The 11742-nt window shown below is 54.5% G+C and carries 13 protein-coding genes; 7 read left to right on the top strand and 6 right to left on the bottom strand.

Annotation, left to right across the window (positions count from 1 at the left end; translation table 11 throughout):
- The coding region (locus ABF287_RS01205; RefSeq protein WP_347183202.1) for a phosphoribosylamine--glycine ligase N-terminal domain-containing protein at positions 1-146 on the bottom strand (146 nt) is incomplete at its 3' end.
- Positions 147-247: 101 nt separating this feature from the next.
- On the opposite strand from ABF287_RS01205, the gene xseA reads away from it, so the two are divergent.
- Complete coding sequence (xseA, locus tag ABF287_RS01200; RefSeq protein WP_347183200.1) at positions 248-1780, top strand: exodeoxyribonuclease VII large subunit; 1533 nt, start codon at positions 248-250, stop codon at positions 1778-1780.
- 21 nt (positions 1781-1801) lie between these two features.
- On the opposite strand, the gene ABF287_RS01195 is transcribed toward xseA, so the two are convergent.
- Both ABF287_RS01195 and ABF287_RS01190 read right to left on the bottom strand, forming a co-directional pair.
- Positions 1802-2203: a hypothetical protein gene (locus ABF287_RS01195; RefSeq protein ID WP_347183199.1), complete on the bottom strand. Its 402-nt coding sequence runs from the start codon at positions 2201-2203 to the stop codon at positions 1802-1804.
- A 56-nt stretch (positions 2204-2259) separates the two neighbouring features.
- Positions 2260-3339 (bottom strand): alkane 1-monooxygenase, encoded by a 1080-nt coding sequence (locus ABF287_RS01190; protein ID WP_347183198.1) that lies wholly within the window; start codon positions 3337-3339, stop codon positions 2260-2262.
- Positions 3340-3480: 141 nt separating this feature from the next.
- Here ABF287_RS01190 and ftsY point away from each other — a divergent pair, with 141 nt between their 5' ends.
- Genes ftsY through ABF287_RS01170 form a run of 4 tightly spaced genes read left to right on the top strand, consistent with a single transcriptional unit; the run spans position 3481 to position 6737 of the window.
- On the top strand, positions 3481-4773 hold the full coding sequence (gene ftsY / locus ABF287_RS01185) for a signal recognition particle-docking protein FtsY (RefSeq protein ID WP_347183197.1): 1293 nt from the start codon (positions 3481-3483) through the stop codon (positions 4771-4773).
- Entirely contained in the window at positions 4770-5204 is a 435-nt protein-coding gene (locus ABF287_RS01180; protein WP_347183196.1) for a hypothetical protein, read from the top strand. Before ftsY ends, ABF287_RS01180 begins: the two co-directional genes overlap by 4 nt.
- A 12-nt stretch (positions 5205-5216) precedes the next feature.
- Positions 5217-6119 (top strand): EamA family transporter, encoded by a 903-nt coding sequence (locus ABF287_RS01175; RefSeq protein ID WP_347183195.1) that lies wholly within the window; start codon positions 5217-5219, stop codon positions 6117-6119.
- A gap of 15 nt (positions 6120-6134) precedes the next feature.
- Positions 6135-6737 (top strand): inner membrane-spanning protein YciB, encoded by a 603-nt coding sequence (locus ABF287_RS01170; protein ID WP_347183201.1) that lies wholly within the window; start codon positions 6135-6137, stop codon positions 6735-6737.
- A gap of 6 nt (positions 6738-6743) precedes the next feature.
- Here the strand turns inward: ABF287_RS01170 and ABF287_RS01165 are convergent, their stop codons facing one another.
- From ABF287_RS01165 to ABF287_RS01155, 3 genes are read right to left on the bottom strand one after another with little or no spacing between them, the layout of a single operon-like run.
- Positions 6744-7871, bottom strand: coding sequence for an alpha/beta fold hydrolase (locus ABF287_RS01165; protein WP_347183194.1), 1128 nt, complete (start codon positions 7869-7871; stop codon positions 6744-6746).
- A gap of 47 nt (positions 7872-7918) precedes the next feature.
- Positions 7919-8626, bottom strand: coding sequence for a glutathione S-transferase N-terminal domain-containing protein (locus ABF287_RS01160; RefSeq protein WP_347183193.1), 708 nt, complete (start codon positions 8624-8626; stop codon positions 7919-7921).
- Positions 8627-8643: 17 nt separating this feature from the next.
- Entirely contained in the window at positions 8644-9579 is a 936-nt protein-coding gene (locus ABF287_RS01155; protein WP_347183192.1) for an alpha/beta fold hydrolase, read from the bottom strand.
- Positions 9580-9981: 402 nt separating this feature from the next.
- Here ABF287_RS01155 and ABF287_RS01150 point away from each other — a divergent pair, with 402 nt between their 5' ends.
- Together ABF287_RS01150 and ABF287_RS01145 are read left to right on the top strand one after the other, a co-directional pair.
- Positions 9982-11166 carry an aminotransferase class V-fold PLP-dependent enzyme gene (locus ABF287_RS01150; protein WP_347183191.1) on the top strand — a complete coding sequence of 395 codons (1185 nt, stop codon included), beginning with the start codon at positions 9982-9984 and terminating at the stop codon, positions 11164-11166.
- Positions 11167-11265: 99 nt separating this feature from the next.
- Positions 11266-11742, top strand: a 477-nt coding sequence (locus ABF287_RS01145) for a GTP cyclohydrolase, FolE2/MptA family (RefSeq protein WP_347183190.1), incomplete at its 3' end; no start/stop codon positions are given.

Below are 11742 nucleotides of genomic sequence, written 5' to 3'. Positions count from 1 at the left end.
TTGATGTCAAAGCTCGCGCATTCCGCAATCGCCGCGATACCGGCATTACCAGGAGCGACGATCAGCTTGTCACATTTAGGGTTTTGCAGCACAGCCCACGCCAATGCATGTTCACGTCCGCCAGATCCGAGAATGAGAATGTTCATCGCGCCAAATTCCTATGCTTCACCTTTTGTTGTCCGCGTTCTAAAGTCAGACCTAAGCTGACACAAGTCCAACGACGATCAAACAAGGCGCGCTTTCCCTTATGTCCGACCTTTTCGAAGACGAGGCCCCAAAAGGCACCTCAAATGCCCCTGAATTTTCAGTTTCTGAACTTTCGGGTGCTGTGAAAAAGATGATCGAGGGCGAATTCGGATTCGTTCGTGTGCGCGCCGAAGTGGGGCGCGTGTCGTTGCCGCGCTCTGGGCACATGTATTTTGACCTCAAAGACGACAAAGCCGTGATCAATGCGGTGTCTTGGAAAGGCCAAGTCGCCAAAATGGAACACCGCCCCGAAGAGGGCATGGAGGTGATCGCGACAGGGCGCATGACCACCTTCCCTGGCGGGTCGCGTTACCAGCTGATCGTGGACAATATCGAGCCAGCGGGCGCGGGTGCGCTTATGGCCTTGTTGGAAAAGCGCAAGAAAGCACTGGCCGCCGAAGGGCTGTTCGATGCGGATCGCAAACAACAGATCCCCTATTTGCCCGAAGTGATCGGGGTCGTGACCTCGCCTTCTGGGGCGGTGATCCGCGATATTTTGCACCGTTTGCGCGACCGGTTTCCGCGCCATGTGCTTTTGTGGCCCGTGGCTGTGCAGGGGCAGAACTCGGCGCGCGAAGTGGCCAATGCGATTGAGCAATTCAATGCCATGCCCGAAGGTGGCCCAATGCCGCGTCCTGATTTGCTGATCGTGGCGCGCGGCGGTGGGTCTGTAGAAGACCTTTGGGGCTTTAACGAAGAGATCGTGGTGCGCGCAGCAGCGGCGTCGCAAATCCCGCTGATTTCAGCGGTGGGGCACGAAACCGATACGACTTTGATTGATTATGCGTCTGACAAACGCGCCCCAACGCCGACAGCCGCTGCGGAAATGGCTGTGCCTGTGCGCCGTGAGCTGTGGGTTTTGATCCAAGAACAAAAGGGCAGAATGGCCCGTGGTCTGACCCAAGGGTTGCAGCGCCGCAAACAGCGGTTGTCAGATTTGGCCCGCGTGATGCCTGCCAAAGATCGGCTTTTGGACGTGCCGCGCCAGCGCGTTGATCAAGCCGAAGTGCGCTTGGGCCAAGCCTTGGTGATGAACGTGAGCAACAAGCGCAATCAACTGACAACGTCGTCTGCTGGCCTGCGTGTGTCTGTCTTGAATTCACGGGTGGAACGCGGGGCCGAGCGCTTAAAGGCGCTGTCGCGCACGCTCGATCCAGCGCGTGCAGCAGACCTGATGCAGCGCAAACACGAGCAGTTCGCACAGTTGAGCGACCGTCTTCTGCGAGCCGCACGGGCACAAGAACAACAACGCCGCCAACGTCTTGATCGTCTTGAGGCCATGCGCCAAGCGATGGGGTACAAGGAAACGCTTAAACGTGGCTATGCAGTGATCCGTGATGCGTCAGATGGGCTTGTGACCTCTGCCGCAGATGCAGACAAAATGTTTGAGGTTGAGTTTGCCGATGGTCGCGTGGCTGTGGCAGGAGGCGCTTCACCTGTCGCGTCTGCGACTGCAAAATCAGAGAAACCTACGGCCAAGCCTCGACCCAAAAAGTCAAAACCGGCTGGCCCTGACCAAGGGTCTTTGTTTTAGGCGTTTTAGTTTTAAGGGCGTCTAAACGCCAAGCCCTGGTGCCATGCAGGCCAGAGGTCCGTCTGTTTGCGTCGCTTCATACAGCTCTGTTCCGCTTTCGCCGTTGAACACCGCCTTCAAACGCTCCCCTTCCAAATAAAAGCTCCAGCATTGCGGCGTGCCACCGTCTTCGTAGACGAAACAAATGTTGTCTTCTTTTTCATACCAAATGCCTTCCATGCAGGTGTCTGCATTATAGGCCCACCGCACACGGTTGTTTGGCAAATACTGCTCAGCCCCATAGACGCGGCCGTCTTCGGCGAAGGTGAGCGTTTTGCCTGTCGCATATGCATCAAATTGTGCGCCAGACAGCGGCTCGGATGCCGCCAGTGAGGTTGCGGAAAAGGCAAGAAGTGCGGCGGATATAAAAGCTGATTTCAACATGCGTAAACTGTGCCACCATAACGCCCCAAAGCGCCAATCACATTTTTGCAACGTGACTAATCTGAAGGTGCAGAGCTGTTTTCAATCTGCCGCATAACGCGGTCCACGCGGCGGTCCATCACACGTCTCCAAGTGCGTGGAAACAACGCCAGCGTTGCCATTGTCGGCAAGCCACGCGGCCACAGCGGCATGTCAGGCGTGATCGTCAGGCCTATGTACGGCGTCATCGGGTGCGCGTGGTGATCTGAATGACGTGGCGCATTCAACATCAACAAAGAACTAAACCAACGCGGGCTGTTCCATGAATGCATGGGGCCAACCGGTTCAAATTCGCCTGTTTCAAGCACGCGGCGGCGCAGGCCATAGTGTTGCACATAGTCGGACAACATCAATTGGCTTGATGCAAACAAAGACAGCGCGATGTAGGTCAGAAGCCCCCAAAAGCCGCCCAGAATAAAGGCCAAAACCAAACAGAGTGCGGAGCCGCCAAGATAGATCGCATAGGGATGGATCGTCTTGGTTTTCGCCCGCTTGCGCATCGCGTTTTCGACCATCAAGCCGGCTTTGAAAGACCCGATCCAAGCATGGGGCAAGAAACGATAAAAGCTCATGCCTTTCGGGGCAGAATTAGGATCCTTGTCGGTGGCCACAAACCGGTGGTGCACCTTCGGGTGCGCGGTTGTGTGATGCCCAAACAGGATGGAAATATAGACCCACGTTCCCAAAGCTCTCAGCCGTGGATCCGTGCGGTGCACAAGTTCATGCGCGTTTGAGTTCGAAACTTGCCCCATAAAGAGCCCCGTCGCAAAAAAGATCGCGACATGTTCCCCGATGCTCAATGCGCCGTTGGCCAAGACATAGACAACTATCGGCAGCAACACGAAATGCGATACAGCCAAGACCGTTGAGAGCCTATCTGCTGCGTGGTATTCGGTCTCTGCGTCTTCTGGATCAGTCGATAAATGCCCCATCATATCAAGAAGATATGAGAACATCATCGTCATATAGATCAAGGCCGCTCCGGTCCAAAACCCACCAAACAAAATTGCCAGTACCAACAAGACCACCGGCGCGAGGCTCGCAACAGCGAAAAAGCGCACAACATGCGCAGAGGTCTTAGGCTTTGAGTGTTGCATCGGTCATCCTAGGTTTTAACTCTTATTTACACATCAAAAGGTATCAAATCACAGGGGAAATCGACGCATCTTTGGAGCGTTGCTCTTCCATCTAAGGGGATTCGGCATTAAGTCTGCCTGAACTGGAAAAGGTTGGTGTAAATGTCGTTCTTTGGAAAGCTTAAAAAGCGCTTGATGAAAACGTCGTCCAAGTTGGACGAAGGGCTTGATGCGATCGTGCAAGACACGACCGAAGAGGACGTGCCTGCAACACAGGTTGAGGTGACGGACGCCCCCGATGCGCAGCCTGTCGTGGACGCGGATTTGCCTGACGCTGCACCAGCTGAAGTTGAAGCCCCGTCACAACCGGAAGAGCTGCCTGAAGACGTTAGCCTTGCTGCAACAGACATTCCTGAACCTGTTGACGCTGTCGCGGCTGAACCTGAAGAGGTTGAGCCTGCTGTAGAGGCCGCACCTGCCGAACTTACGCCAACCCCAGAAGCACCCGTTGAAGTGCAAAAAACCGCACCCGTGGCTGCACCAAAAGACGATGCACCCGCTATTGCAAAGCCGGGCCTGTTGGGCCGGATGCTTGGCCGCAAAGCCGCTGTTGCTGCGCCAAGACGTACGCTCGACGATGAGATGCTCGAAGAGCTTGAAGAATTGCTCATCACTGCGGACATGGGGGTGGAAACCTCGCTCCGCGTGACCGCTGCGATGGCCGAAGGACGCTTTGGCAAGAAGCTCTCTGCGCAAGAAATTAAGCAACTGATGGCGCGTGAAATTGCCCGCATCATGGAACCCGTTGCCACCCCAATGCCGATTTACCAAAAGACGCCGCAAGTTGTTTTGGTTGTGGGTGTGAATGGCTCCGGAAAAACGACCACAATTGGTAAGCTGGCATCGCAATTTCGTGCCGCTGGCAAATCCGTGGTGATTGCCGCTGGCGATACGTTTCGTGCGGCGGCCGTGGAACAATTGCAGGTTTGGGGCGAACGCGCAGGCGTGCCCGTCCTGACGGCTCCCGAAGGGTCTGATCCGGCCTCTTTGGCGTTTGACGCGATGACCGAAGCGCAAAACATCGGCGCAGATTTGTTGATGATCGATACGGCAGGGCGTTTGCAAAACCGCGCCGACTTGATGGAAGAACTGTCAAAAATCGTGCGTGTGATCCGCAAAAAAGACCCTTCTGCGCCGCACAACACATTGTTGGTTCTAGATGCAACCACTGGCCAAAATGCGCTCAATCAAGTCGAAGTTTTCCAAAACCTCGCTGATGTTTCTGGTTTGGTGATGACCAAACTGGACGGCACGGCGCGTGGTGGTGTTCTTGTCAGCTTGGCCGATAAATTTGGGTTGCCAATTCACGCGATTGGTGTGGGCGAGCAGATCGATGATCTTGCGCCCTTCGATCCCGAAGAATTTGCGGCCGCCCTCATGGGATTAGAAGAATGACACTCGAAATTCGCAAAGCCATCGGGCCGAACAATTGGGTTTCCGAAGGCGACGTTGTGGCGCGCCGTGAGGCCATGCAAGACCTGTTTTTCGATCATCCATTGTGCCCCGCACAAACCGAAGAAGAATGGCCTGAAGACCGCCAACTTTTCTCGGAGATGGTCGTCTTGGATGGCGCGCGTTTGGTCGGCACTGCGATGCTCGTGCTTGACCCTGAGCGTGAAGATATTCAGCTGCGGATTTTTGGGGTTGGTCTGGTCGACGATTATCGTTCCGATTTCATCGTCACCGCACTTGAGGAACAGCTGATCAAAGACAGCTATTTGGATGACAGCATTCCCTTTATCGAAGGGGCGGACGGTCGTTTGATCACCAATCCATCTGCAGATATCGAGGGTATTCCTTTGCGCCCACGTCGGCTTGCGGCGTAAAGGCTGCAAGGGATGAGCGATTGGATCATATCGCTTGAAGGCACGGATTTGGGGCATCAACTGGCGTTGATCCTTGCCATCTTGGCGGCCATTTTACATGCATTGTTTGGCGCCTTGCAAAAAGGGCGTCACGACCCGTGGCTATCGCGCGGCGCGATGGATTTTTGCTATGGTATTATCGCGGCACCCATAGCGTTGTTTGTCGTCCCTTGGCCAGAACCGCATATGTGGCCGATTTTTATCGGCGCTTGGGTCATTCACACGTTGTACAAAACGGCCCAAGGCTACACCTATTCCAAAGGGGCCTATACGGTCGTTTATCCTGTTGTGCGCGGCACGGGGCCTTTGTTTACGGTGATCGGCGCGGGCATTGTGTTTGGTGAACATTTTAACGCCACGCAATGGCTGGGTGTTGCTGTGCTGATCTCGGGGATTTTTGGTCTCGCGATTTACAATTTACGCACCATTACTGTGGGGCGTGACACCATGGTGCCGGCGCTCATGTTGGCGGTTTTGACCGGCAGTTTGGTTGCGCTTTACACCACCTATGACGCGTACGGCATTCGCGCGACCGCTGATCCCTTTACGTTTTTGGCTTGGTTTTTCTTTATTGACGGCTTTGTGATGCCAGTTGTCGCGGTGATGCGCTATCGTGGACTGGATGTGAAACCCGATCTTGGACCGCTTATGATGCGCGGTCTTTTGGGCGGCATCGTTGCTTATTTTTCCTTTGGATTCATTATGTTGGCGACAAGGTTGGACAACGTAGGGGAGGCCGCCGTCTTGCGCGAAACCTCGACGGTTTTCGCGGCACTGATTGGCTGGCTGGTGCTCAAAGAAAAGGTCGGGCCGCGCCGATTGCTGTTGATGGCTTTGATCGCCCTTGGCGCTGTGATAGTGGAAATGGGCGGATAAATTAGAGGGTCGATGATGTCAGAAAAGAACGTGAAACCTTGGGTGAAAACGGCGCTTGAAATGGGACCAATCTTGGCCTTTTTCATAGGATTCGTTTTGCTGAAAAATCGCGAATTCGTTGTGAACGGCGAGACGTATTCTGGCTTCATTGTGATGACAGCTGCGTTCATTCCTATTTTGGCCGCATCGACGTTGGTGCTGTGGCGTTTGACGGGCAAATTGTCGGCGATGCAGATTATGACCTTGGTGTTGGTCACAGTATTCGGTGGCTTGACGATTTGGCTCAACGACGAACGCTTTTTCAAAATGAAACCGACAATGATTTACACTATATTTGCCGCCATCCTTGGATTTGGCTTGCTGCGTGGCACAAGCTATTTGCGTCTGGTGATGGGGGATATGCTGCCCATGGATCACGCGGGTTGGATGAAACTGACCGTCCGAATGACGCTTTTGTTTGTGGGATTGGCACTGGCGAATGAGTTGGTGTGGCGCTTCTTTTCCACCGATGCATGGGTGAAATTTAAAACCTTTGGCCTGCCTTTGGTCATGTTCGGATTTTTCATGACGCAATCAGGTTTGATGGCGCGCCATTCCACGGCACCAGACGAAGAATAGGGTGGCCTAAGTACCGGTGACAGTGTAGGGCAGGTAGGCAATGGCGAGGGCCGCTTGACCCGTCAGTTTAACGCCTTCAATCAAAAGATCTTGGCCTGGAGCCCCTTCGATAATCCGCTTGGTCAGTTTGCCGGACCGGATCATCGACAACAGCGCGGGCGACGAAACATAGGTATCGTGTTGTAGAAAATCGCGTGATCCGACGTCGCTCACGTCCAACACGATTGCTCCCAGTTCGCGCAGATCCTCGATATCACCGGACGCGCCTACACGCGCGTGCCCGCCTGTGAGAACGGAAGAAAGCCGCAATGCGCGATCTCGATCCGAGTTCATCACCATGATGAATTGTTTTTTCAAGTCGAGGTCGGCCATTTGCGCGCGGAACACGTCCACATCAATATCGGGCTGCGCCAAAACCGCGCCGTCGATGCGAGACAATGTGTGCGTATCACCTTCGAGGGTCAGTCGCTTGAGAGCTTCCATCACAAGAAAGCCGCCCATCGAATGCCCCAAAAGCGTGATTTTGCGGGCCTGAGTGCGGGCCAGTGTCGCAAGTGTGTCCGCCAAAGCGCTGCGCGCGTAAAGGGCGCTGTCGCGGTCGTAACCATAGCGCGAAGCACGTGCAGCCGAGGGCCAGCTGAACAAGACAATTGGAATTTCCAAATTGAAGTCGGTGGACACCTGAGCCGCACGGAACACGGCGCCTGGATAGGACATGTTGTAGCCGTGCACAAAGACCAACAGATTTCCGCTGTCGTCGACCGATGTTTTGATGGCTTGGTTCACCCCCTGTGCAAAACCGGCGGGGCCATCGAATTTTTGGGTGCGGGCAACGAAAAATTGTTTGGCCGGATCGAGTTTACGAGCCGGAAATGAATATTCACCGAGTCTACGATCATCAGGGATGGAGACATCGTACTGCAGATACGCAAGGGTATCGGAGCGCCCTTCGATAAATTGCACCTTTGGGTCGGGCTCCATGGTGCGATTGGTCGCGACCAAAACGGAGCGCGTATTGGGTTGGCCCACAAAAGGCGCTGAGAACAGCTTGGGGCGCGGCGAACAACCCGCCAATCCGACAGCGCCCATGCTCAAGAGGCCTTTTGACACGTCGCGGCGCGTGAACGAGGTCATGTCAAAACGTCCTTGTTGTCTTTCAAACAGTTGCTTGCGGATTCAGCCTAGTGCTTTTTGCCAAACATGTGTTTTTGGGCGCCTTTGTCTTTTGTCACGTCCCTGCGACGATCCGAGCCCAAGGCGCGACCACGGATGACACCGGGGCGGTCGCCAACTGTTTGCAACCAGCGCGCCATATGTGGTTTGTCATCCAAGGTTTGTTGTTGACCTTCCCACAGGCTGGCCCATCCCCAGATGGCCATATCCGCGATAGAGTAGAAGTCACCAGCCACGTATTCGGTTTTCGCAAGTTGGCGATCTAATACGCCATAAAGTCTTGCGGTTTCATTGCGGTAGCGATCTTTGGCGTAAGGCAGATCATTGGGCGGATCCATGGCTGGCGCGTATTTTAGAAAGTGATGGGCTTGGCCTGCCATCGGACCAAGTCCACCCATTTGCCACATCAACCATTGATCCACAGCGATGCGGTCTCTTTGGGTTGGACCACAGAATTGGCCCGTTTTGCGCGCCAAATATTGCAAAATGGCGCCGCTTTCAAAGATAGAAATGGGCGCGCCATCTGGGCCATCGGGGTCGGTGATGGCGGGCATACGATTGTTGGGCGATATCTTCAAAAACTCAGGCGCAAATTGATCACCTGCACCGATATCGATGAAATGTGTGGTGTAAGGCAGGCCCAACTCTTCGAGCATAATGGACACTTTCCAGCCGTTGGGCGTGGGCCAATAGTATAGATCAATCGGGTTGGACATGGTGACTCCTTTTCGGATCACAATGCCGCCTTTCTCATAAATGGCAAGGAGATATGAATGTTTGGTCGTGCAATTAGTCGTGACCAGCGCGGCGCTGTTTGTTGCGGAATTTTTTGCCGCAAAACGTCAATTGGCAGCATCTCTGGTGCGCGGATCAAGTCTGAATAAAATGCAAAAATGCCGGGGCGGATATAGGCCGACCAATGGCAAATGCGCCGACTTGGGGCGGCAATGCGAAAGCCAAGCTCACGCAGCTGTTGCAAACAAACAGGATCATCAATTTGCACATCAACCCAATTTGGCGCAGCGCCACCGAGGCCAGCACCAAGCGCGATGTCAGCTTTTCCTGCCTTGCCAATGAGTGTCTCAAGCAGCGCGTCAAACAGATCATTCTCGCGCGAGGTGATGTTAATGATGTCTGTGGTTTGTCCTGCGGGGCTTTCCAATGCTTCCAGCGCGTTGCTTTTGAAATCAGCCGCAGCCAAGAGAATGGCGCGGCGCACGCTGCCTGATTTTGAGGCAGCGATCGCGCGCAGTGCGACCCGCGCGCCAAGCGAATGTCCGACCAAATAAACGGGTCGTTCTGCTGCCGCAATCAGTTCGGCCGCTGCATCGCCGACCTCTTGCGCTGCCGCGAAAGCGTTCCAAATACTGCCGCGCGCCGACCAGCCCAAAGCGATGCACAACCCTTCGTTGTCGATGCCGCGACCAAAGCCCAAATGCCGCGGCCAGCTCATCGCTTTCCAGCAAGATTTGGTCGGGTTGAGGGCCAAGATGTGCTGGTGCGGTGACACAGCTTTGCGCACTGGCGAGAATTTATACCCATGGATGCACATGACGATTGGCGCGTTTGGCGGCAGGATATCAAGTTGGTCTTGCAGGGCGCGAAAGGCGCATCCGCCGCCGTCTAATTCAAGGCGACCATTAACCAGATTGAGGCTCAGCAAAGGCATGGGCACGCTCCTTGACGGTCCGCCAGCCGTTCAGCTCAAGAAACGGATCCTGAGGCACGTCCGCTGGGGCGCGTTAACTTTGTTTTTGAGAGTGCATTCAGCATGCGACAGATCAGTGAAGGATTCTTTACAGCTGCGTTGCGTTGCGTGAAATTCGCCTTTGAACACAAAGTTGTCCCCGCGGATATTGACAGTGACACTGGCCCCCGATACCAAATCCCCAAGCACGTGGCGATTTGTTCACCGGATTGCGGGCCACGTTGGTGCATTTGTAAAAATGCGCTTGTAAATATGCCGCTAAAGAGGTCAGGACGAGACGCAATACGCGACCCCCGCTCTTGATCACGCTGGTACCTCAGTGGATCACACGGGGGTTTTTTATTGAAGATGAAGGAGCCGAACATGGGCAAATCAGATTGGAAAATGCGCACGAAATTGGTGCATGATGGCACGCGCCGCTCGCAATATGGCGAAGTGTCTGAGGCGATGTTCCTGACCCAAGGCTTTGTGTACGAGACTGCAGAAGCCGCAGAGCAGCGTTTCATTGAAGTTGGCTCTGATGAGTTCATTTATGCCCGCTATGGCAACCCGACAACGCGTATGTTCGAAGACCGGATGGCGTCCATCTTGGGTTTTGAAGATGCCTTTGCTTGTGCCTCGGGCATGGCGGCTGTGAACGGTGCTTTGACCTCATTGCTGAAAGCGGGCGATCACGTTGTGTCGTCGCGAGCTTTGTTTGGATCGTGTTTGTACATTCTCGAAGACGTCTTGGCGCGCTTCGGCGTGGAAATCACTTTGGTCGATGGCACGGACACTGCGTCGTGGGATGCGGCCATTCGCGATGACACAGCGCTGGTGTTTTTGGAAAGCATTTCCAACCCGACGCTCGAAGTGATCGACCTGAAACATGTCTGTGAAGTGGCTCATGCCAAAGGCGCTTTGGTTGTCGTAGATGACGCTATGGCGACGCCGATCTTTTCTTACGCGCAAAGCTGTGGCGCGGATTTGGCCGTGGTGTCGACCACCAAACATGTGGACGGGCAGGGGCGCGTTTTGGGCGGTATCATTGCAGGCTCACGCGACTTGATCCGTGGTCCGATTGAGGCCTACCTCAAACACACTGGCGGTGCGATGAGCCCGTTCCACGCTTGGGTTCAGCTGAAATCTTTGGAAACGCTTGATCTGCGTGTGCGCCAGCAATCTGGCACTGCCATGGCCATTGCCAATGCGCTCGAAGGTCACCCCAAGCTGAACGCCGTGCGCTTTCCAACCCATCCTGCACACCCGCAGTATGAATTGGCCAAATCCCAAGGCGAAAGTGCCGGCACAGTGTTGGCGATTGACGTCAAAGGCGGTAAGGACGCTTGTTTCAAGTTCTTGAACGCTTTGGATATTTTCACAATTTCCAACAATTTTGCCGATGCCAAATCCATCGCAACGCATCCTGCGACCACCACGCATTCGCGCCTTCCTGATGAGCAAAAAGACACGCTTGGCATCACGCCTGGTCTTGTGCGTTTGTCCGCAGGGCTGGAAGACGCTGATGATTTGATCGCAGATCTTCTGGCTGCTTTGGATGCCGCATAAGTCAGATCAACGCGCATGACGTCAGTCCCTCGATCAATCGCGGTCTTGGTATATTGCTTTCAAGCGTTTATATCGTGACGCAAGAGATTGAGGGACGACATGACAAAGCACCAATCCACAATGGAAACAGACGCGAAGCGTGCCAAGGCCGAAGATGCCCTTGAGGCGCTGCGCGTTTGGGCGCGTGGAGCCACGCCAACTGAGGTGGCCGAGCTTGATCCCGCAATTGCGCGGCTTTTGCCTGAGGCGCAGGATTTGGCCAATTACCCTGCGCTGCGGCGGGCGTATCCCGAAGATTTTGCCGTGGACGAAGCTTACCGCGACACCTTGCCAGATTTGCAGAACGGGCCTGAAAGCCTGATCAAAGGCGCGCGTCAGCATATCCAACATGTGGGCATTTCCAACTTTCGTCTGCCGATTCATTTCCATCGCCGCGATACCAGCGATTTGACGCTTGAGACTTCGGTCACGGGCACTGTGTCTTTGGACGCAGAGAAAAAAGGCATCAATATGTCCCGCATCATGCGGTCTTTTTACAAACACGCCGAACGGACATTTTCGTTTGATGTGATTGAA

This window comes from Pacificibacter sp. (assembly GCF_039769035.1).
GTDB lineage: Bacteria > Pseudomonadota > Alphaproteobacteria > Rhodobacterales > Rhodobacteraceae > Celeribacter.
Note: the sequence above shows the minus strand (reverse complement) of the source record. Positions and strands in the feature narration are given on the sequence as shown.

Excerpts from the sequence above, each read along its gene's own strand:
- xseA (WP_347183200.1), top strand. The coding sequence starts at position 248 with ATGTCCGACCTTTTCGAAGACGAGGCCCCAAAAGGCACCTCAAATGCC.
- ABF287_RS01195 (WP_347183199.1), bottom strand. The coding sequence starts at position 2,203 with ATGTTGAAATCAGCTTTTATATCCGCCGCACTTCTTGCCTTTTCCGCA.
- ABF287_RS01190 (WP_347183198.1), bottom strand. The coding sequence starts at position 3,339 with ATGCAACACTCAAAGCCTAAGACCTCTGCGCATGTTGTGCGCTTTTTC.
- ftsY (WP_347183197.1), top strand. The coding sequence starts at position 3,481 with ATGTCGTTCTTTGGAAAGCTTAAAAAGCGCTTGATGAAAACGTCGTCC.
- ABF287_RS01180 (WP_347183196.1), top strand. The coding sequence starts at position 4,770 with ATGACACTCGAAATTCGCAAAGCCATCGGGCCGAACAATTGGGTTTCC.
- ABF287_RS01175 (WP_347183195.1), top strand. The coding sequence starts at position 5,217 with ATGAGCGATTGGATCATATCGCTTGAAGGCACGGATTTGGGGCATCAA.
- ABF287_RS01170 (WP_347183201.1), top strand. The coding sequence starts at position 6,135 with ATGTCAGAAAAGAACGTGAAACCTTGGGTGAAAACGGCGCTTGAAATG.
- ABF287_RS01165 (WP_347183194.1), bottom strand. The coding sequence starts at position 7,871 with ATGACCTCGTTCACGCGCCGCGACGTGTCAAAAGGCCTCTTGAGCATG.
- ABF287_RS01160 (WP_347183193.1), bottom strand. The coding sequence starts at position 8,626 with ATGTCCAACCCGATTGATCTATACTATTGGCCCACGCCCAACGGCTGG.
- ABF287_RS01155 (WP_347183192.1), bottom strand. The coding sequence starts at position 9,579 with ATGCCTTTGCTGAGCCTCAATCTGGTTAATGGTCGCCTTGAATTAGAC.
- ABF287_RS01150 (WP_347183191.1), top strand. The coding sequence starts at position 9,982 with ATGGGCAAATCAGATTGGAAAATGCGCACGAAATTGGTGCATGATGGC.